Here is a 20,894-nt window from a genome sequence, read left to right as displayed (position 1 = left end):
CCTCCTTCGGTTGATGGAATCTCAAGCCAGCCCGGCTCGCGCAGCAAGCCGAGCTGGCCATGCAGTCTAAGGCCAGTGCCTTGCCGTCAGCTCAGACCAGCCAGCGCAGCAGCGCCGCAGCAGCTGCCCCCAGAATCACCACCAGCAGGAATGGTGCCCGCAGCCACAGGGCCAGCGCCGCCACCAGCAAGGCGCCCAGGCGCGCATCCAGGCTGATGCGCGTGCCGCTGGCCAGGGTGTTCATCACCGTCAGCGATGCCAGCAGCGCCACCGTCAGACAGGCCGCGATCTGGGCCATGCGCGGGCTGCGCATCCAGCGCTCGGGCAGGCTGTAGCCCAGCAGCTTGGTCACAAAGGCCAGCGCACAGGCCAGCAAGATCCATTGCCACAGGGACAGCGTCATTGCTCGGCCTCCGAAGGACGCACCCAGCCCCAGAAGGCGCCCAGGGCCGCAGCCAGCAGAATCGGCACGCCTGCGGGCACCCAAGGTATGGCCAGAGCCGTGACCAGGCCGCAGGCCAGTGCCAGCGCCACCGGCTCGCGCGCATTCAGGCGCGGCCAGAGCAGACCGAGAAAGGCCGCCACGGCGGCTCCGTCGAGACCGAAGCGGCGCGTGTCGCCCAGCGCATTGCCCATCAGCGCGCCCAGCAAGGTGAACAGATTCCAGAGCAGGAACACGCCCGCCCCGGCAACCCAGAAGCCGCGCCGCTGCTCGGCCAGATCTTCCTGCCCCGATGCCGTGGCTGCGGATTCGTCGATGGTCCAGTGCGCGGCCAGCCAGCGCTGCAGCCCTTTGACGCCCAGCAGACGGCTCATCTGCATGCCGTAGATGGCATTGCGCACGCCCAGAAGCGAGGCAGCGCTGACGGCCGCCATGCCGCTGCCGCAGCCCGCCACAACGCCGATGAAGGCGAACTGCGAACCGCCCGTGAACATCAGCGCGCTCAGCGCCATGGTCTGCCAGAGATTGAGGCCGGCCGCCACGGAAAGCGCACCGAAGGAGATGCCGTACAGCCCCGTCGCCACCGAAATCGACAGCCCCATGCGCACGGCGGGCGTCATTGCAAAGCCTTTGAACAAGATATTTCCCGCAACAAGCTAGAACAATTCAGGAGCTGACAGCGCATGTGAACAAAGCACTTCAGGTCAAAAACAACCTGAAGTTCTTTATTAGAAAGCGCAGGCAGCTCTCTTTTTTAAGGATTCGTCTCGGCAAAACCTGGGCGCCCCGGGACGAACGCGTATCAGTGCGCCTGTTGATGAAAAGCTCAATGCGCCCTTTCCCAGCTGCTGCCAAAGCCGATCTCGGCCAGCAGCGGCACGGACAGGTCGGCCACGCCAGCCATGATGGCCGGGATCTCGGCCTGCACCCAGTCCCTGGCGGATTCAGGCAGCTCGAACACCAGTTCGTCATGCACCTGCATGATGACCAGCACCTCGGGCTTTTCGGCATCCAGCCTGGCCTGCACGGCCACCATGGCCTTCTTGATCAGATCGGCCGCCGTGCCCTGCATGGGGGCATTGATGGCGGCGCGCTCGGCCGCTTTCTTGCGCGGGCCGTTGCCGCCGTTGATCTCGGGCAGCATCAGGCGGCGACCGAACACGGTCTCCACATAGCCCTGGGCGTGGGCCAGCTCCACGGTCTGGTCCATATAGCGCTTCACGCCGGGGTAGCGCTGGAAGTATTTGTCGATATAGGCAGCCGCTGCCTTGGTTTCAATGCCCAGGTTCTTGGCCAGGCCGAAGCTGCTCATGCCGTAGATCAGGCCGAAGTTGATCACCTTGGCATAGCGGCGCTGCTCGCTGCTGACCTCGTCCACGCTCACGCCGAAGACTTCGGCGGCCGTGGCGCGGTGCACGTCCAGGCCGTTCTTGAAGGCGCTCAGCAGGGCCTCGTCGCCCGACAGATGGGCCATGATGCGCAGCTCGATCTGTGAATAATCGGCGCTGGCAATCAGCTTGCCCTCGGGTGCAACAAAGGCTTCGCGCACACGACGGCCTTCGGGCGTGCGCACGGGAATATTCTGCAGATTGGGGTCGTTGCTGGACAGACGCCCCGTCACCGCCACGGCCTGGGCGTAGTGGGTGTGCACGCGGCCGTCGCTGGGCAGGGCCATCTGCGCCAGCTTGTCTGTGTAGGTTCCCTTGAGCTTGGACAGCGAGCGGTGCTCAAGCAGCTTGGCGGGCAGCGGATAGTCCTCGGCCAGCTTTTCCAGCACTTCCTCGTCCGTGCTGCGCGCGCCGGTGGCGGTCTTCTTCACGACGGGCATGCCCAGCTTGTCGAAGAAGATCTCGCCCAGTTGCTTGGGGGAGGACAGATTGAAGGGCTGGCCCGCAATCTCGTAAGCCTCTTCCTCGAGCTTGAGGATGCGCGCGCCCAGATCGTTGCTCTGGCGTGCCAGCTCGCCCGCGTCGATGCTCACGCCATTTCGCTCGATGCGGAACAGCGCTTCGCTGGTCTGCATTTCCAGCTCGTAGATATGCAGCAGCCCGGCATGGGCCTGGATGCGCGGCCACAAGGTGTTGTGCACGTCCAGCGTCTGGTCGGAGTCCTCGCAGCTGTACGCAGCGGCCTTATCCACGCTCACCTGGGCAAACGGAATCTGGTTCTTGCCCTTGCCGCACAGGTCCTCGTAGCTGATGCCAGTACGACTTACGTGGCGCAGCGCCAGGCTGGTCAGATTGTGCGGGCGGTCGGCTTCGAGCACATAGGACTGCAGCATGGTGTCGTGCGCATAGCCGCGCACGGTGATACCGTGATTGGCAAACACATGCTGGTCGTATTTGACATGCTGGCCCAGCTTCTTCTTGCCTGCATCCTCCAGCCAGGGCTTGAGCCTGGACAGCACCATGTCCATATCGAGCTGCTCGGGCACATCCATGCCTTCGTGGCGCAGCGGAATATAGGCGGCCTCGCCCACGGCCACGCTGAAGGAGATGCCGACGATGCGGGCCACCATCTCGTCCAGCGAATCGGTCTCGGTATCCAGCGCGGTCAGCTCGGCAGCATTGATTTTGGACAGCCATTCCTCCAGCTGCGCTTCGTTCAGGATGGTGGTGTAGACCACATCGCGCTGCTGGGCAGTCACGGCGACCTCGGTCGCCGCCGCGTCATCAGCATCGAACAGGCCGCCCTGGGCACTGTCGACCTTGGCAGCCTTGCCTGGCTTGGCCGCCTTGGCTTCGGCCGCTGCGGCGCCCAGCGTGCGCACCAGCCCCTTGAAGCCGTATTTCTCGTAGAAGGGCGCAAGCGCTGCGCTATCGGGCTCGGCCAGCGTGATGGCATCGAGCTGCGGCAGGCCGCCGATGTAGGCGGACAGATCGCAATCGGTCTTCATGGTCACCAACTGGCGGCTCAGCGCCAGCTGACCGCTGGCAATCGCATCGCGCAGGTTCTGACCGGCAACGCCCTTGATATCTGCCGCGTGGGCGATCAGATTGTCCAGCGAACCATACTCCTCCAGCCACTTGGCCGCAGTCTTGGGTCCGACCTTGGTGACGCCGGGCACGTTGTCCACGGTGTCGCCCACCAGGGCCTGGTAGTCGATCATCAGCGCCGGCGGCACGCCGAACTCGGCCGTCACCCCGGCCACGTCGCGCTTTTTGCCGTTCATGGTGTCGATGATGGTCACATGCTCGCCCACCAACTGGCTCAAGTCCTTGTCGCCGCTGGAGACGATGACCTGTATGCCCTGGGCCGCCGCGGTCTGCGCCAGCGTGGCAATCACGTCATCGGCTTCCACGCCGGGCACGGCCACCACCTTCCAGCCCAGCAGCTGAACCACCTCGTGGATGGGCTCGATCTGGCTGCGCAAGTCATCGGGCATGGGCGAGCGCGTGGCCTTGTACTCGGTGTACATCTCGTCGCGGAAGGTCGGGCCCGAGGCGTCGAACACGCAGACGGCGTAATCGGCCTGCACATCCTTCCTCAGCGCCTGCATCATGTTCACCATGCCGCGGATGGCGCCCGTGGCCGGGCTGGCCGGGTCGCCTGGAATCGCCCGCAGGTCGGGCATGGCATGGTAGGCGCGGTAGAGGTAGCTGGAGCCGTCCACCAGCACCAGGGTCTTGGAATTGCTCATACCCCGGATTGTGCACGCGTGCCCGGCTCCTGCAGTCTGCCGCCCAAAGACAGGCTGCGCCTGGCGGGACAATTCGAAGTCGCCCTACAATCTATGCATCATGCGCGCTGCACCACTTTTCATCATCCTGAGCCTGGCTGCCGGATCCGTTCTGGCCCAGTCCCCCACTCCTGCTCCGGCCAATGCCGTGGTCGCTCCTGCGCCCCAGGGCCAGCAGGACAACGCGGCGGCGACCGGCAGGCACAACCAGCGGATCGAACATATCCGCGTGGAAGATGCTGGCAGCCGTGTGGATGAAACCCGTGTGGGCGGTCAGACCCAGAGCATCACCGTGCAACCCAAGGTAGGCTCCATGCCCGAGTACGAGGTGCAGTCCAACGACGGCGCCCGCGCAGCCCGCAACCGCGACAACAACAGCGGCGACACCACGGGCACCCGCGTCTGGAATTTCATCAAATTCTGAAGCGCGGCGCGCTTTTTCCCATTCATGACAGGGCAGTGCTTCACTGCCCTGTTGCATATAGACACCTTCTCCCTGCTAGTTCGGTCGGTCGCCCCAGACCGGCGTATTCACCATGGCTGTTTTCACCGAAGTTTCCGATAAAGATGCGCGCGAGCTGCTGCGCCGCATGTCCCTAGGCGCGTTCAAGGAATTGCGCGGCATTCAAGGCGGCATTGAAAACACCAACTATTTTCTGACGACCGACCAGGGAGAGTGGGTGCTGACACTGTTCGAGCGCCTGAGTGCCGAGCAACTGCCTTTTTACCTCTACCTGATGAAGCATCTGGCACAAGCCGGGATTCCCGTGCCGGACCCGCAGGGCGAGGCACGCAGCGGTGACATTCTGCTCAAGGTCTGCGGCAAGCCCGCATCCATCGTCAACCGCCTGGCCGGCAAGAGCCAGCTGACCCCGGCTGCCGTGCACTGCGCTGCCGTGGGCGAGATGCTGGCGCGCATGCATCTGGCCGGTCAGGACTACAACCGCCAGCAGCCCAATCTGCGCGGCCTGCCCTGGTGGAATGAAACCGTGCCCGTGGTCCTGCCCCATCTGGGCGAGGAAACCGCCGCCATGCTGCGCGCCGAGCTGGCCTACCAGAACCATATCGCCGCCTCGGCCAGCTATGCGGCCCTGCCGCGCGGCCCCATCCATGCCGACCTGTTCCGCGACAACGTGATGTTCGACGGCGACCAGCTGACCGGCTTTTTCGACTTCTATTTCGCGGGCGTGGACACCTGGCTCTTCGATCTGGCGGTCTGCCTCAACGATTGGTGTATCGATCACGCAACAGGTGCACATGATGCCGAGCGCGCCAAAGCCATGCTTGCGGCCTACCAGGCCGTGCGTCCGCTGACCGGGCCCGAGCGCGAGTTGCTCAACGCCCAGTTGCGTGCCGGCGCCCTGCGTTTCTGGATCTCCCGCCTCTGGGACTTCCATCTGCCGCGTGAAGCCGCACTGCTGCAGCCCCACGACCCCACCCACTTCGAGCGCGTGCTGAGCCAGCGCATCGCACATCCGCTGACGCTGGACTGAGTACCAGGCAAGCTGATTGCTCCGGGGCTTTTGATGGCCCCGCTCAGCCGTCTCGGGTACAGTGCAAGAAGCGACTTTTGCACGCTCTCGCAAAAGTATTTCAGCCTCTTCCATGAAACTTCAAATCGTTCCACCCGGCACCGGTCTGCAATGGGTGCTGCAGGGTCTGCGCACCTTCAAAAGCCAGCCCCTGGCCCTGGCCGCCCTGTTCTTTCTGGGCATGGCCAGCATGTCTCTGATCTCGGCCCTGCCGCTGATCGGCCCCGTCATTGCACTGGCACTGCTGCCATGCATCTCGCTGACCATGATGGTCGCGGCATCCGAAGCCGCCCACGGCCGCAAGCCCACACCGGCGCTGCTGCTGGTGGCTTTCCGCTCCGGCAGCCAGCATCTGCACTCCATGCTGATGCTGGGCGGCCTCTATGCCGCAGGCTTTTTGCTCATCATCGGTGCCTCCAGCCTTGTGGACGGCGGCACTTTTGCCAGCGTCTACCTGGGTCAGACTCCCATGACCCGCGAACTGGCCGAAGAGCCCGAGTTCCAGTCCGCCATGTGGCTGAGCATGTTTCTCTACCTGCCGCTGTCGCTGGCCTTCTGGCATGCTCCGGCGCTCATCCACTGGCATGGCATCAGCCCCGTCAAATCGCTGTTCTTCAGCTTTGTCGGCTGCATTCGCAATATCGGTGCCTATCTGGTGTTCGGTGTCTGCTGGATCGGCGTGTTCATCGTCTCCGGCATGGCCCTGGCCATCGTGACCGGCATACTGGCCATGCTCATCGGCAGCATTGCCGGTGGCCTGATGGTGGCAACGGCACTGATGCTGGCAGCCATCTTTTTTACCTCGATTGTGTTTACCTTCCGTGACAGCTTCAGCCCGCCCGATGACGACCAGACTCTGACCGACTCCTCGTCGGGCACAGCGCCGCCATCATCGGATTCGTAAGCTCGAGCAGTACCCTGCACCAGCCCCGACCCCAGGTCGGGGCTTTTTTTATGGGCCGAACAAAGGCCCGCGCCAGCAGATCATTCATCCCGGCGTCATCAAGCCGCCACGGCACTGTCATATTTGTTTCCTAGGATTCGCAGGACTGACCAAGGCATGCATCTCATGTCCTGGCATTCATTCAATTCAGCGCTGCCCCAAGTCTGCGCTTCACCCCACACTGCGAAACTCTCATGGCACAAAATCTGCTCAGCCGTCGTAAGGCCCTGCAACTCTTTTCCGGCGCTCCTCTGCTCCCACTGGGTTCGGTCGTGTCCGCATCCAGCCTGCTGGCCGCATGTGGTGGTGGTGATGACGACACCCCGACAACGCCTACGACGCCCCCCGTCACCAAGAACTATGTTTCCGCCACCTTCACCAGCATGGCCGCGCCTACGCTGACCACGCCCGCCAATATGGCCACCATGTATGTGGCTTCGCAGCTCAAGGTGGCGTTCGACGACAAGAGCGAGCAGGTCTACGACCTGGGCTATCAGCCTTTCTTCGTGACCGGCGACATGGTCTCCAACGGCAAGGGCGACCAGGTGCTGGCCGGTGGTTACTACGACATCTACAACAACAAGATCATCGACAAGACGGTCGCAGGCAAAGAGCGCCACTTCTTCTCCGATTCGCCCGACGGCACCTCGCTGCTGACCGTGCCCAATGCCAAGGTGGACGGCGTCAAGGGCAAGCCCGTCTTTGCCGTGGTGCAGTTCGAGTACACCACCTGGGCTCAGGACGGCAAGACCGATATGTACGGCAAGCTGCCCTCTCCCATCGCCGTGCTGACGCTGGACCAGGACCAGAGCACCGGCAAGCTGAGCCTGGTGAAATACCACAATGTGGACACCTCCAAGGTCCACGGTCTGTGGATCACCTGCGGTGCCAGTCTGTCGCCCTGGGGCACCCATCTGTCGTCGGAAGAGTACGAGCCTGATGCCTTCGCTTCGTCCAACGCCCAGCTGCAGGCCTTCAGCCAGAACCTGTACGGCGACCCGGACAAGGCCAACCCCTACCACTACGGCCACATGCCCGAAGTGATCGTCAATGTCGACGGCACGGCCACCATCAAGAAGCACTTCTGCATGGGCCGCATCTCGCACGAGCTGGTGCAGGTCATGCCCGACCAGCGCACCGCCCTCATGGGTGACGATGCCACCAACAGCGGCTACTTCGTCTTCGTGGCAGACAAGGAAAAAGACCTGTCCTCGGGTTCGCTGTACGTGGCCAAGGTCGGTGCCGGCTTCTCCATCGACCCGGCATCGGGCAGCGCGGCCGCCCTGACCTGGATCAAGCTGGGCTCGGCCACCAGCGCCGAGATCGAGAACCTGGCCAACACGCTCAAGCCTGCGGACATCATGACCGTGCTCAAGGCCGACCCCAGCGACTCCAGCTACACCAAGATCGTGGCCAACGGCAAGGTCGAGTGGATCAAGATCAACCCCGGCATGGACAAGGCTGCCGCCTTCCTCGAAACCCACCGCTACGCCGCCTTCAAGGGCGCCAGCATGGGCTTCACCAAGATGGAAGGCACGACCGTCAACGCCAAGGACAAGATCGCCTACTCTGCCCTGCAGAACTGCGAAAAGTCCATGGTCGCCGGCGATGCGCTGAACGTGGCCGGCAACGGCGTGTCCATCCCCAAGCAACTCAAGGCTGGCGCCGTGATGGCACTTAACCTGCGCGGCGGCCAGAAGGATACGGTCGGCGCCGCCATCAACAGCGAATGGATGCCCGTGGACACCAAGGCGCTGCTGGCCGGCGAGGACATCAGCGCCGACGCCCTGGGCAATACCGGCAACCCTGACAAGATCTGCAACCCCGACAACCTGAAGTTCTCGGAAAAGATGCGTACTCTGTTCATCGGCGAGGACAGCAGCCAGCACGTCAACAACTTCATGTGGGCCTACAACGTGGACACCAAGCAGCTATCGCGCGTGCTGTCCGTGCCCGCAGGTGGTGAATCCACCGGCCTGCATGCCGTGGACGAGATCAACGGCTGGACCTACATCATGAGCAACTTCCAGCACGCTGGCGACTGGGGCGGCATCCACGCCAACGTCAAGACCCAGCTGGATCCGCTGATCAAGGCCAACTACAAGGACAAGTTCGGCTCCGCCGTGGGCTACATCACGGCCTCGCCTGCCCAGATGAAGCTCAGCGCCAAATAAGCGCCAACGCCTCATAAAAAAGCCGCCTTCTACAAGGCGGCTTTTTGCTGGGCAAAGGCGCTATGCCTCAGTCCACGATCGTCAGCTTGGCAATCGCCAGCGCCAGCCACTTGGTGCCATGGCGGCCGAAGCTGACCTGTGCGCGCGCATCGTCACCCGTGCCTTCCACCGCCAGCACCTTGCCCTCGCCGAACTTGTTGTGGAACACCGCGATACCGGCCTTGATGCCGTGCGCGGGCTCGGCCTTTTGCTGCGGCACGGGCGGACTCGCAAAAACTTCGCTCTGCTTGCCGCCCCAGCCCGAGCCGTATTGACCTCCAGCCCTTGATCCCCAAGTTCCACCGGCGCCTGAAGAGGGCGCAAAACTGCCAAAGCCGCTTTGCCTGGGCGTGATCCACTTGAGCGCCTCTTCGGGCAACTCGTCAAAGAAGCGGCTTTTGACGTTGTAGCGCGTCTGGCCATGCAGCATGCGCGTCTGCGAATGGCTCAGATACAGACGCTTGCGCGCACGCGTGATAGCCACATAGGCCAGGCGCCGCTCCTCCTCCAGACCGCCACGATCCATCATGGCGTTCTCGTGCGGGAACAGGCCTTCCTCCACGCCGCCGATGAACACGGCATCGAACTCCAGGCCCTTGGAGGCATGCACGGTCATCAATTGCACGGCATCCTGGCCGGCCTGGGCCTGGTTGTCGCCCGCTTCCAGCGCCGCATGCACGAGAAAGGCCTGCAGCGGCGACAGCGTCTCGCCGGTATCGGCATTGACCATGGAGGCCGCAGTACCTGCCGGTGCCTTGAGCGCCTCGTCCAGCAGCGGCTGATTCGGGTCCAGCCCCTGGCTGACCGGCGACTGGCTCAGCTGCGGCGCATTCTGCTGCTCGTCCAGCGGCATGGCCACGGCATCGCGGCCAAAGCCTTCCTGGGTCACAAAGCTCTCGGCAGCCGTGACCAGTTCCTGCAAGTTCTCGATGCGGTCTGCGCCTTCCTTCTCATTGCGGTAATGCTCTATCAGCCCGCTTTGTTCTTCCACGGTCTCGATGATTTCACGCAGCGTGCGCCCCTGCGTCTGCTCGCGCAGCACATCGATCTGGGCCACAAAGCCCTGCAGCTTGGTGCCAGCCGCGCCGCCCACGGCGGTGACGGCGTCGCTCAGCGAGGTGCCGCTGCTGCGTGCCGTGTCCTGCAGGACTTCGATCGTGCGCGCGCCTATGCCGCGTGCGGGAAAGTTCACCACGCGCAGGAAACTGGTGTCGTCGTGCGGGTTCTCCAGCAGGCGCAGATAGGCCAGCGCATGCTTGATTTCGGCACGCTCGAAAAAGCGCAGGCCGCCGTACACACGGTAGGGAATTTTGGAATTGAACAGCGCCGACTCGATCACCCGGCTCTGCGCATTGCTGCGGTAGAGCACGGCGATTTCCTGGCGCGTGAAGCCGTCGTTTCTGACCAGCTGCTTGATCTCGTCAACCATCCACGCAGCCTCGGCCAGATCGCTGGGCGCCTCGTAGATGCGCACCGGCTCGCCCGGGCCCTGGCTGGTGCGCAGGTTCTTGCCCAGGCGATTGCTGTTGTGGCTGATCAGCGCATTGGCGCAGTCGAGGATATTGCTGTAGCTGCGGTAGTTCTGCTCCAGCTTGATCTGGTTTTTGACGTCGAACTCGCGGATGAAGTCCGCCATATTGCCCACGCGCGCTCCGCGAAAGGCATAGATGCTCTGGTCGTCGTCACCCACGGCAATCACGCTGGCTGCCGACTCGTAGCGCCCGCCCACATCATCGCCCGCCAGCTGCTTGAGCCACTGGTACTGCAGCTTGTTGGTGTCCTGGAACTCGTCCACCAGGATGTGCTGAAAGCGGCGCTGATAGTGGTGGCGCAGATGGGCATCGTCACGCAGCAACTCGTAGCTGCGCAGCATCAGCTCGCCAAAATCGACCACGCCTTCGCGCTGGCATTGCTCTTCGTAGAGCTGGTACAGCTCCACTTTCTTGCGAGTGTCGGGGTCGGTCGCCACCACATCGCCAGGGCGCATGCCCTCTTCCTTGCAGCCCGCAATGAAGTACATCAGCTGCTTGGGCGGAAAGCGCTCGTCATCCACATTGAACTGCTTGCACAGGCGCTTGATGGCCGAGAGCTGGTCTTGCGTATCCAGAATCTGGAACGCCTGGGGCAACTTCGCGGCCTGATAATGAGCGCGCAGCAGTCGGTTGCACAAGCCGTGGAACGTGCCTATCCACATGCCGCGCACGTTGTAGGGCAACATGGCCGACAGGCGCGTGAGCATCTCCTTGGCGGCCTTGTTGGTGAAGGTCACAGCCATGATGGAGCCGGGCGTGGCCTGACCGGTCTGCAGCAGCCAGGCGATGCGCGTGGTCAGCACACGCGTCTTGCCCGAGCCGGCACCCGCCAGAATCAGCGCATGGCCCGCAGGCAGGGTCACCGCGGCCAGCTGCTCATCGTTGAGGCCGGTCAGCAGGGACGAGTGAGAGGCGGGATTGGCGCCGGAATTTGCACCGTCTGGCGCGGAGTCAAGCAGGTCGATCGGGAACATAGCCCCCCATTGTAGAAATGCTGGCGACTCCCTTCGACTTGCTGCTGCTTTCGCGGCTTCATGCTCCTGAAAGAAAAGCTGCCTGCGCTTGATAAATATGGATTTCAGATACTTTTATATCTGAAATGCAAGAATATTAAGCGCAAGCAGCTATCAATTCATTCAAGCCACGGCACTCACACTCAGTGTCCACCCGCACCGGACTCGACCGTGCGGCTCGGCCTGGGTGCCAGCCAGATCGCGCAGGCCGCCAGCACAAAGCCGCCCGCGATGATGAACATGATCTGGTTGGTGGCCAGCATCACGCTCTGGCTGGTGATGAGCTGATCGAGCGCCGACAGCGCCGCATCGGGACTCATGCCCGACTGCTGCAGCCCGTGCAGCACCTCGCCGCTGGCATCGCTCAAACCCACCAGATCCGCATGCTTGCGCGTCGTGCCGTTCTCCCAGGCCGTGTTGACCACTGAGACCGCAGCCGCGCCCGACAGGGTGCGCAGAAAGTTCATCAGGCCGGCGGCGTTGTCCATCTCCTGCGGCTCCACGCTGGCCAGCGCCAGCCCGGTGGTCGGTATGAAGAAGAACGGCAGACCCAGCCCCATGAACATCAGCGGCAGGGCGATGTCCCAATAACCCATGTCCGTGGTCGCAAACGCGCGCCAGCAGGTGATCACCCCCATCCAGAACACGCCGCCAAAGATCAGCCGGCGCGGGTCCACCCGGGCCGCCAGCCCTGCGGCGGCCGGCGCCACGAACAGCGCGAACAGCCCCGTCCAGGACGTGACCAGACCCGCGAGCGTGGCCGTGTAGCCCATGAAGCTCTGCAGCCACAGCGGCGTGAGTACATTGACGGCAAAGAAGGCCGCAAACGCCAGACTGATGGTCAGCACGGCCATGGAAAAGCCGCGGTGTCTGAAGACGCGCAGATCAACGATCGGGTGCTCGGCATGCAGCTCCCAGATCATGAAGGCCGCAAAGCCCACCACGGCCACCACGGCCAGCGCCACGATCATGGGCGAGGCAAACCAGTCCAGATTCTTGCCTTCGTCCAGCATCAGCTGCAGCGAACCCACCCAGACGATGAGCAACATCAGGCCCACGGTGTCTATGGGGTTCTTGAGCAGCGGCTGCTCGTAGCGCCTGACCAGATGCCAGACCGCGAACGCGCAGACCAGGGCCACCGGGATGTTGATCAGAAAGATCCAGTGCCAGGTGTACTCGTCGCAGATCCAGCCGCCCACGATGGGGCCCAGCACGGGCGCGATCAGCGTGGTCATGGACCACAGGCCGATGGCCGCGGGCGCCATGCGCGGCGGGAAAATGCGCAGCAGCAGCGACTGGGACAGCGGCATCAGCGGGCCGCCGGCCAGGCCCTGCAAGATACGCGCAAACACCAGCATGCCCAGCGAATTGGCCAGGCCGCACAGCAGCGATGCCAGGCCGAACAAGCCCATGGCCGTGGCAAACACGCGCACCGCGCCGAAGCGCGCCGCCAGCCAGCCGGTCAGCGGCACGGTGATGGCCTCGGCCACCGCATAGCTGGTGATGACCCAGGTGCCCTGGCTGGTGGTCGCGCCCAGGTTGCCGGCAATGCTGGGCACGGAGACATTGGCCACCGTCATGTCCAGCACGGCCATGAAATTGGCCGCGGCCAGCACCAGGGCCGCCAGCCACAGCATGCCCCCCGTCAGCGGCACCATGCCGGCGGCCATGGGCACGGCGGGCGCATCGGCCGCCGTGGCCGCACTTGCGTTGTGATCGCTCATGAGACGCTCACTGCGCGGCCGTGGTCGCCACGCCGGCTGCGTCGGCAGGGCCGCTGCGGGTGTCCACCGTCACCTGCATGGACAGGCCCACGCGCAGCGGGTTCCTGGCCAGCTCGGCGGCATCGAGCTGAATGCGCACTGGCAGGCGCTGCACCACCTTGATCCAGTTGCCCGTGGCGTTCTGCGCGGGAATGGCAGCAAACGCCGAGCCGGAGCCGCCGCTGAAGCCCACCACAGTGCCGCTGTACTTCACATCGCTGCCGTACAGATCGGACTGCAGCTGCACGCGCTGGCCCACGCGCACCTTGCCCAGCTGGCCTTCCTTGAAGTTGGCATCCACATAGATCTGCTGCACCGGCACCACCGTCATCAAGGGTGCGCCGGCCTGCACGCGCTGCCCGATCTGCACGCTGCGCTTGGCAACCACGCCATCGACGGGAGCGCGCACCGTGCTGCGATCCAGATCGACCTGGGCCTGATCGCGCCGCGCCTGCGCCAGCTGAACTTCGGGGTTGCTCTGTGCATCCGCCCCCTCGATCAAGGTGGCGTTGACCTGCTTGGCGCCCACGGCGGCTTCGCGGTTGGCCCTGGCCTGTGCCTGCGCGGCCACGGCCGATGCCAGCTGCGCCTTGGCTGCGGCAAAAGCGTTCTGCGCCTGCGTCAGCTCCTCGCCCGAGACCGAACCGCTCTTGGCCAGGGCCTGGCGCCGCTGCAGGTCGATGGTGGCACGTTCCATATCGGCCTCGGCCGCCGACAACTGCGCGGCCGCGCGCTTTTCGTCGGCCTCGCGCGCCGTCACCTGGGCCTTCAGGCCGCCATCATTGGCCACATAGCCCTTGACGCGGCGCGTGGCACGGGCCAGCTCGGCCTCGGCCTGGGCCAGTGCCAGCCTGGCGTCCGTGGGATCGATGCGCACCAGCACATCGCCTTGCTTCACGGCCTGGGTGTCCCTGACCAGCACCTCCAGCACCGTGCCGCCTATAGAGGGCGTGACCTGCGCCACCTCGGCCGCCGCATAGGCGTTGTCGGTGGAGACGAAGCGGGAGGCATGCAGCCACCAATAGGCGCCGGCAACCGCACCGCCAAGCAGCACCACGCCAGCCAGCCCGGCCAGCAACCGGTTGCGGCGCTGTTCGCGCACGGCAGGATTCGCGCTCACGGAAGAAGCGTTTTCAGTCATACAAAAAAACCTCGGAAATATTCATGGGAGTCACGCAAACAAGACTGCAATCACAGCCTGCCTGCTGAGGCAGTCGTCTTGCCCGAACCTGTTTTGCGCAAGTCGTGATTCAGTTCTGGAAAGTGGCTCAGGCCTTTGGCGCAGCCGCAGCAGGGGCACCGGCTGACTCGCTCCAGCCGCCGCCCAGTGCGCGATGCAGACCGATATCGAGCGTCAGCGCACGCGACTGCACATCGACCAGCTGGCGCACGCTGGCCAGCAACTGGTCTTCGGCCGACAGCACATCGAGATAGCGCGCCAGCCCGCCCTCATAGCGGTTTCGCGCCACGCGATGCGCCTCGGTCGCAGCCGTCACGGCCTGCTGCATGGCCGTCAGTTGCTGCTGCAGAGCTCGCTGGCTGACGGCGTTGTCCGCCACCTCCTGCAAGGCCCGGTTCAGCGTGCTGCGGTACTGGGCCACGGCCTCGTCATAACGGGCGCGCGCGGCACCCAGTTGCGAGCGCAAGCGGCCGCCATTGAAGATCGGCAGGCTGACGGCCGGCCCCAGGCTGGCGGTGCCGGAGCCGCTTCGGGTCAGCATGTCCAGGCCCAGCGACTGCACGCCGACAAAGGCGCTGAGATTCACATCGGGATAGAACTCGGCCTGCTGCGATGCCACGCGCGACTCCAGCGCCTGTGCCTGCAGTCGGGCGGCCACCACATCAGGGCGACGGCCCAGCAGATGCGCCGGCAACTGCTCGGGCAAGGCCCATTGCTGCTGCCACGGTGACTGCAGGCGCCCGGCATCGAGCACGATGGCCGCACCACGATCGGGAGCGGCTCCGATCAGCGCAGCAATGCTGTTGCGCTGCAAGGCGACCTGCTCCTGCATCTGCGCCAGCTCGGCCTGCGCGGCTGCCAGACGCGCCCTGGCGCTGTGCACGCTGCCCTGGTTTTCGAGCCCGTTGGCATAGCGCTGCTCAAACAACTCGGCCGTGGTCCGGCGCACCTGCACCGATTGCTCCAGCGTCTGCGCATTGGCGGCCAGGCGCAGCAGCTGCGCATAGGCCAGGGCCACATTGCTGGACAGCAAGAGACGCGCCTGGGCTGCATCGGCCTCGCGCGCTGCCAGCTCGCCGGCAGCGGCGGCCACGGCGGCGCGCTGCTTGCCCCACAGGTCCAGCGACCAGCTCAGGTCCAGCGTGGCGCGGCCGTAGTCATTCATGCCGCGCGGCGCGAAGGCCTCTGGCGTCAGATGGTTGTAGCTGAGCTTGTCCTCGCTGACCGAGGCGCGGGCGGAAAGCTGCGGCGCAGAAGCCGCCTCGCTCACGCCCAGCATGGCCCTGGCCTGCAGCACGCGGGCTGCGGCGGCCGCCATATCGGGAGCGCCCTCCAGAGCCTCGGCGATCAGCTGATCGAGCTGTGCGTCGCCATAGCGCTGCCACCATTGCTGGGTGGGCCAGTCCATGGGCGGGGCATGGCTTGCAGCCTGCAGAGTCTCGGGCACGGGCTGCGCCAGCATGGCCTTGCCCTCCCATTCGGGAATCTGGGCACAGGCTGCCAGAACCGCCGGCAAGCCCAGAACCCACCAGCCATGGCGCCCGCGCCGAATCCTCTGCGGCGCAGCGGCTATGCATTGAGTCATGAAATACTTTAATAATGAACTGTACGGTACAGTATATGTTTCCAGCGTTTGAGATCGCAAGCGCTACACTGAAAGACATCACAACCGCCCCAGGACATTTCGCCCCATGCGCACCAAAACGGAAGAAAAGCGACAAGCCATCATTGACGTTGCAGCGGCCACCTTTGGCGAACTGGGCTTCGAGCGCACTTCCATGTCCGAGATCTGCACGCGGCTGGGCGGCTCCAAGGCCACGCTCTACAACTACTTCCCGTCCAAGGAAGCGCTGTTTCTGGAGGTGATGTTCCAGGCCTCCGAGGCCGACTTCCAGAACACCATGCTGGCGCTGCAGACCGGCAATGACGATGCTGCGCAGACGCTGTGCAACTTTGGCCAGCGTTTCCTGGGCCTGCTGTACTCGCCGGAGGTGATGGCCGTGCGCCGCCTGCTGGTCTCCGAAGGCGGGCGCGCCAATATCGGCCAGCGCTGCTGGGACATGGGACCGGCGCGCGGCAACGCTGCCATCAACGCCTTTTTGCAGCAGGGCATAGAGCGCCGGCTGCTGCGCAATGCCGATACAGAAGTCATGCGCCATCATCTGCTGGCGCTGCTGGAGGCCGAGCTGCTGCCGCGCTTCATGTTCCAGCACCTGCCCGCCCCTACTGCGCAGGAGATTGTCCTGTGCACCGAGCGCGCCGTGGATGCCTTCATGCGGGTCTATGGCACATCGGGTGAGACGCAGGGCAAGAGCGACTCTATAAGAAAATCCTTATAACCCTCATAACGATGTCTGGACATACGATTTGCGCCAGCGCCGTATAGAATCAATCACCGGGCCCAAGTTTTTTGAGGTCCGGTTTTTTTTGCCTGCTGCATGCCGGCACCGCCAAAAACCGGGCTCCAAGCCAAGCGCCTATCCTTGAAAATTGAGGTGGGTGAGATTCCCGCCGTGACCTTTTCCGGAGCTTGGAACCATGGAAATCTTCGACTACGACAACATTCTTCTGCTGCCCCGCATGTGCCGCGTGGAAAGCCGTTCGGAATGTGACACCAGCGTGGTGCTGGGCAACCGCAGCTTCAAGCTGCCTGTGGTGCCCGCCAACATGAAGACGGTGGTGGACGAGAAGATCTGCACTTATCTGGCACAAAACGGTTTCTTCTATGTGATGCACCGTTTTGACATCGACAACGTGGCCTTCACCAAGGACATGCAGTCCAAGGGACTGTTTGCCTCCATCTCTCTGGGTGTCAAGCAGCCGGACTACGAGACGGTGGACCGTTTCGTGGCCGACGGCATCTGCCCCGAATACATCACCATCGACATTGCCCACGGCCATGCCGAGAGCGTGAAGAACATGATTGCCTACATCAAGGCCAAGATCCCTGCGGCCTTTGTGATTGCCGGCAACGTCGCCACGCCCGAGGCCGTGATCGACCTCGAAAACTGGGGTGCGGACGCCACCAAGGTCGGCGTGGGCCCCGGCAAGGTTTGCATCACCAAGCTCAAGACCGGCTTCGGCACGGGCGGCTGGCAGTTGTCGGCGCTCAAGTGGTGCGCCCGCGTGGCGACCAAGCCCATCATTGCCGACGGCGGCATCCGCAGCCACGGCGACATCGCCAAGAGCATCCGCTTCGGTGCCACCATGGTGATGATCGGCTCCCTGTTTGCGGGCCATGAAGAATCGCCCGGCAAGACCGTGGAAGTGGACGGCCAACTGTTCAAGGAATACTACGGCTCGGCCTCCGACTTCAACAAGGGCGAGTACAAGCATGTGGAAGGCAAGCGCATTCTGGAGCCCGTCAAGGGCCCGCTGATGAATACGCTGGTCGAGATGCAGCAGGACGTGCAGTCCTCCATCAGCTACGCAGGCGGCACCAAGCTCATGGACATCCGCAAGGTCAACTACGTCATCCTCGGCGGCGACAACGCCGGCGAGCATCTGCTGATGTAGGCCGTAAAGCGCGACTCACCAGCGCGAAGGTGAACCTCCAAAAAAAGCATCAGGGGCAGCTCAGGCTGCCCTTGTTGTTTTCAGCTGTCCCTTTTTCTGCATCCTGCGCGCACAACTGATCTGTGATCATGGCCGCGATTGCGGCCTCACCAGGGCTTAGCATGTCGTCATTCATAAAAGCTCCAGGGAAACAACGCCATGAACACATTGAAGATCGCAGTTCTGGGCACGGGCATGATGGGCCTGCCCATGACCCGCCGCCTGGCCCAGGCCGGCCATGAGGTCCACGTCTGGAACCGCACCCGCGCCAAGGCCGAGCCGCTGGCTGCCGATGGCGCGAGCATCCATGACAGCGCGGCAGATGCCGTACGCGGCGTGGACTTCGCCGTGAGCCTGCTGGAGAGCGGCGCCATCGTGGGCGAAGTGCTGTTCACGCTGGGGGTTGCCGACGCCATGCCCAAGGGCTCGCTGTTCATCGACATGGCCTCCATCCAGCCACGCGAAGCGCGTGAACATGCCGGCAAGCTTGCCGCGCTGGGCGTGCGGCATCTGGATGCCCCCGTCTCGGGCGGCACGCTGGGTGCGCAAGCCGGCACGCTGGCCATCATGGCCGGTGGCGAGGCTGCGGATTTCGAACATGCCCTGCCCGTCTTTGCCGCGCTGGGCCGTGCCACCCATGTGGGCCCGCACGGCGCAGGCCAGCTCGCGAAACTGGCCAACCAGATGATCGTGGGCATCACCATCGGTGCCGTGGCCGAAGCCCTGCTGCTGGCCGAACGCGGCGGTGCCGACCCTGCCAAGGTGCGTGAAGCCATCTCCGGCGGCTTTGCCGACAGCCGCATCCTGCAAGTGCATGGCGAACGCATGGTCAAGCACGACTTTGCGCCACGCGGGCGCATGACGGTGCAGCTCAAGGACATGCGCAACGCCATCGCCACGGCCGAGGAAATCGGCTTTGACGCGCCCATCACCGGCCTGCTGGAGCAGCTCTATGCCGAGGGCGTGAAAAACGGCCTGGGCGACCTGGACCAGGCGGGCCTGTTCGTCGAATTGCAACGCCGCAACGCACTGGATTAAAAAAACCCGCGGGTTTTCCTGCAAGCCCTCCAGAATTAGCGCATAATTGCGGTCTCGCTTGCAGCGCAGGCGTTGTGTGGGGCTCTTAGCTCAGCTGGTAGAGCAGCGGACTCTTAATCCGTTGGTCGAGTGTTCGAATCACTCAGGGCCCACCAAATTTCTTCAGTCTGATTCTTCAGATTGATCCTCCGGATTTACTCCGGCGGGCTCTTAGCTCAGTTGGTAGAGCAGCGGACTCTTAATCCGTTGGTCGAGTGTTCGAATCACTCAGGGCCCACCAAAAATTTCTTCAGTCTGATTCTTCAGGTTGATCCTCCGGTTTATCCGGCGGGCTCTTAGCTCAGTTGGTAGAGCAGCGGACTCTTAATCCGTTGGTCGAGTGTTCGAATCACTCAGGGCCCACCAAAATTTTCTTCGGTCTGATTCTTCAGATTGATCCTCCGGTTTATCCGGCGGGCTCTTAGCTCAGTTGGTAGAGCAGCGGACTCTTAATCCGTTGGTCGAGTGTTCGAATCACTCAGGGCCCACCACAATTCAAAAGCCAAAGTTCTCAGGAACTTTGGCTTTTTTCTTGGCCGCGCCCAAGCGCCGCCGAATCTGCAAAAGCATGGGCGCCGACACCGGAGCCGCGCCATATCAGGCATCATGCAGGCATCCCCGGGCAGTATTTGCCCACCCAAGACTCACTATGCAAAACGACCTCTCCACGTTCTGGCGCGGACCGCGTTGGACTCTGGCCATGCTGCTTGCCATTCTCGGCATGCTCGGCCCGTTCTCGGTTGACACCTATATTCCCGCCTTCTCGGGCATTGCCAAGGCATTGGGCGCAACCCCTGTAGAAATGCAGCAGACCCTGTCTGCCTACCTGCTGGGCTTTGCCTTCATGAACCTGTTTCATGGCGCCCTGGCCGACAGCTTCGGACGCCGCCCCGTCATCCTCTGGGGACTGGTGATGTTCACCATCGCCTCGGCCGGCTGCGCGCTGTCGCAGAACATCACCCAGCTGGTGATCTTCCGTACGCTGCAGGGCCTATCCACCGGCGCCGGCATCGTGGTCTCGCGCGCCATCGTGCGCGACATATTTCCGCCGACCCAGGCCCAGGGCGTGATGGCGCAGATCACCATCTTCTTCGGCGTGGCGCCGGCACTGGCTCCCGTGATTGGCGGCTGGCTGTTCGTGCACCTAAGCTGGCAGGCCGTGTTCTGGTTCCTGAGCATCGTGGGCGTGCTGCTCTGGCTCATCAACGTCAAGTTTCTGCCCGAATCGCTGCCGCCACAAAAACGCCAGCCCTTCCAGTTCAGACCGCTGATGCAGGGCTATGGCATCTTGCTCACCGATCCGCGCTTTCTGCTGCTGGCCCTGGCCAGCGGCATTCCGTTCAACGGCATGTTTCTCTATCTGCTGTCGGCCCCGGCTTTTCTGGGCGATATCTTGCAGCTGGAGCCCACGCAGTTCTTCTGGTTCTTCATCGCCACCATCGGCGGCATCATGGCCGGCAGCTGGACCAGCGGACGCCTGGCCGGACGCATCCCGCCCAAGCGCCAGATCCGCCACGGCTTTCTGGTGATGTGCGTGACCTCCATCATCAATCTGGTGGCCAATCTGATCTGGCCCGCCCATGTGAGCTGGGCCTTGATTCCCATCAGCCTGTTCGCCTACGGCTGGGCGCTGATGGTGCCCGTGGTGACGCTGCTGGTGCTGGACATCCACCCTGCGCGGCGCGGCCTGGCCTCCTCGCTGCAGGCTGTGGTGGGCTCGGTGGCCAACGGCTTTGTGGCCGGCGTGATTGCACCGCTGGTCATGCATTCGGCCGCACTGCTGGCCACGGGCTCGATTCTGATGATGCTGATCGGTCTGGTCGCCTGGATCTATCTGCACCACCGCTGGCCGGACATCGGCCGCCATGCCTCCGAGCATTAAAAAAAAGGAGCTGCTACCGCACGTCATTCATAGACTTCAGATTGAAAAGCATCTGAAATCCTTGAATGACATGCGCTAGAAGC

General features: G+C 63.4%; 16 protein-coding genes and 4 tRNA genes. 12 read left to right on the top strand and 8 right to left on the bottom strand.

Annotated features, from left to right (window positions below):
- Positions 1-91: 91 nt before the first annotated feature.
- The 3 genes from AAIL66_RS00820 to polA form a co-directional block, all read right to left on the bottom strand.
- Positions 92-403 (bottom strand): AzlD domain-containing protein, encoded by a 312-nt coding sequence (locus AAIL66_RS00820; RefSeq protein ID WP_003067787.1) that lies wholly within the window; start codon positions 401-403, stop codon positions 92-94.
- A complete protein-coding gene (locus tag AAIL66_RS00815) occupies positions 400-1,062 on the bottom strand; it encodes an AzlC family ABC transporter permease (protein ID WP_343495794.1) in 663 nt (220 codons plus the stop codon). Before AAIL66_RS00815 ends, AAIL66_RS00820 begins: the two co-directional genes overlap by 4 nt.
- Before the next feature lie 206 nt (positions 1,063-1,268).
- Entirely contained in the window at positions 1,269-4,082 is a 2,814-nt protein-coding gene (polA, locus tag AAIL66_RS00810; RefSeq protein WP_343495793.1) for a DNA polymerase I, read from the bottom strand.
- A gap of 100 nt (positions 4,083-4,182) precedes the next feature.
- Between polA and AAIL66_RS00805 the strand changes: the two genes are divergently transcribed.
- The 4 genes from AAIL66_RS00805 to AAIL66_RS00790 all read left to right on the top strand — a co-directional run bounded on the left by AAIL66_RS00805 (position 4,183) and on the right by AAIL66_RS00790 (position 8,770).
- Complete coding sequence (locus tag AAIL66_RS00805; protein WP_003067794.1) at positions 4,183-4,545, top strand: hypothetical protein; 363 nt, start codon at positions 4,183-4,185, stop codon at positions 4,543-4,545.
- Between the two features lie 112 nt (positions 4,546-4,657).
- Entirely contained in the window at positions 4,658-5,614 is a 957-nt protein-coding gene (locus tag AAIL66_RS00800) for a homoserine kinase (RefSeq protein ID WP_343495792.1), read from the top strand.
- A gap of 112 nt (positions 5,615-5,726) precedes the next feature.
- Positions 5,727-6,557, top strand: a complete 831-nt coding sequence (locus AAIL66_RS00795) for a BPSS1780 family membrane protein (protein WP_034408545.1) — start codon at positions 5,727-5,729, stop codon at positions 6,555-6,557.
- 233 nt (positions 6,558-6,790) lie between these two features.
- Positions 6,791-8,770, top strand: coding sequence for an alkaline phosphatase PhoX (locus AAIL66_RS00790; protein WP_343495791.1), 1,980 nt, complete (start codon positions 6,791-6,793; stop codon positions 8,768-8,770).
- Between the two features lie 67 nt (positions 8,771-8,837).
- On the opposite strand, the gene AAIL66_RS00785 is transcribed toward AAIL66_RS00790, so the two are convergent.
- The 4 genes from AAIL66_RS00785 to AAIL66_RS00770 all read right to left on the bottom strand — a co-directional run bounded on the left by AAIL66_RS00785 (position 8,838) and on the right by AAIL66_RS00770 (position 15,882).
- Positions 8,838-11,315 (bottom strand): UvrD-helicase domain-containing protein, encoded by a 2,478-nt coding sequence (locus AAIL66_RS00785; protein WP_343495790.1) that lies wholly within the window; start codon positions 11,313-11,315, stop codon positions 8,838-8,840.
- Between the two features lie 182 nt (positions 11,316-11,497).
- A complete protein-coding gene (locus AAIL66_RS00780) occupies positions 11,498-13,078 on the bottom strand; it encodes a DHA2 family efflux MFS transporter permease subunit (RefSeq protein WP_343495789.1) in 1,581 nt (526 codons plus the stop codon).
- A gap of 7 nt (positions 13,079-13,085) precedes the next feature.
- Positions 13,086-14,258 carry an HlyD family secretion protein gene (locus AAIL66_RS00775; protein ID WP_343495788.1) on the bottom strand — a complete coding sequence of 391 codons (1,173 nt, stop codon included), beginning with the start codon at positions 14,256-14,258 and terminating at the stop codon, positions 13,086-13,088.
- A gap of 127 nt (positions 14,259-14,385) precedes the next feature.
- Positions 14,386-15,882 carry an efflux transporter outer membrane subunit gene (locus AAIL66_RS00770; protein WP_343495787.1) on the bottom strand — a complete coding sequence of 499 codons (1,497 nt, stop codon included), beginning with the start codon at positions 15,880-15,882 and terminating at the stop codon, positions 14,386-14,388.
- A 106-nt stretch (positions 15,883-15,988) separates the two neighbouring features.
- Between AAIL66_RS00770 and AAIL66_RS00765 the strand changes: the two genes are divergently transcribed.
- Together AAIL66_RS00765 and AAIL66_RS00760 are read left to right on the top strand one after the other, a co-directional pair.
- On the top strand, positions 15,989-16,636 hold the full coding sequence (locus tag AAIL66_RS00765) for a TetR/AcrR family transcriptional regulator (protein WP_343495786.1): 648 nt from the start codon (positions 15,989-15,991) through the stop codon (positions 16,634-16,636).
- Between the two features lie 199 nt (positions 16,637-16,835).
- Positions 16,836-17,813: a GMP reductase gene (locus AAIL66_RS00760; RefSeq protein ID WP_012837214.1), complete on the top strand. Its 978-nt coding sequence runs from the start codon at positions 16,836-16,838 to the stop codon at positions 17,811-17,813.
- 49 nt (positions 17,814-17,862) lie between these two features.
- Here AAIL66_RS00760 and AAIL66_RS00755 read toward each other — a convergent pair whose 3' ends face one another.
- The gene (locus AAIL66_RS00755) at positions 17,863-17,988 is read right to left on the bottom strand and encodes a hypothetical protein (protein WP_255777529.1); all 126 of its coding nucleotides are present in this window, start codon (positions 17,986-17,988) and stop codon (positions 17,863-17,865) included.
- 23 nt (positions 17,989-18,011) lie between these two features.
- Between AAIL66_RS00755 and AAIL66_RS00750 the strand changes: the two genes are divergently transcribed.
- The 6 genes from AAIL66_RS00750 (at position 18,012) to AAIL66_RS00725 (ending at position 20,811) form a co-directional block, all read left to right on the top strand.
- Entirely contained in the window at positions 18,012-18,890 is an 879-nt protein-coding gene (locus AAIL66_RS00750; protein WP_343495785.1) for an NAD(P)-dependent oxidoreductase, read from the top strand.
- A gap of 79 nt (positions 18,891-18,969) precedes the next feature.
- Positions 18,970-19,045 (top strand) — tRNA-Lys (locus AAIL66_RS00745).
- A gap of 49 nt (positions 19,046-19,094) precedes the next feature.
- A tRNA-Lys gene (locus AAIL66_RS00740) sits at positions 19,095-19,170 on the top strand.
- 49 nt (positions 19,171-19,219) lie between these two features.
- Positions 19,220-19,295: transfer RNA gene (locus AAIL66_RS00735), tRNA-Lys, on the top strand.
- Positions 19,296-19,344: 49 nt separating this feature from the next.
- Positions 19,345-19,420, top strand: a tRNA-Lys gene (locus AAIL66_RS00730).
- Between the two features lie 158 nt (positions 19,421-19,578).
- A complete protein-coding gene (locus AAIL66_RS00725) occupies positions 19,579-20,811 on the top strand; it encodes a multidrug effflux MFS transporter (RefSeq protein ID WP_034356577.1) in 1,233 nt (410 codons plus the stop codon).
- Positions 20,812-20,894: the final 83 nt, after the last annotated feature.

Origin of the sequence: Comamonas sp. F1-6, assembly GCF_039581415.1 — a bacterium.
Lineage (GTDB): Bacteria > Pseudomonadota > Gammaproteobacteria > Burkholderiales > Burkholderiaceae_C > Comamonas > Comamonas thiooxydans.
Note: the sequence above shows the minus strand (reverse complement) of the source record. Positions and strands in the feature narration are given on the sequence as shown.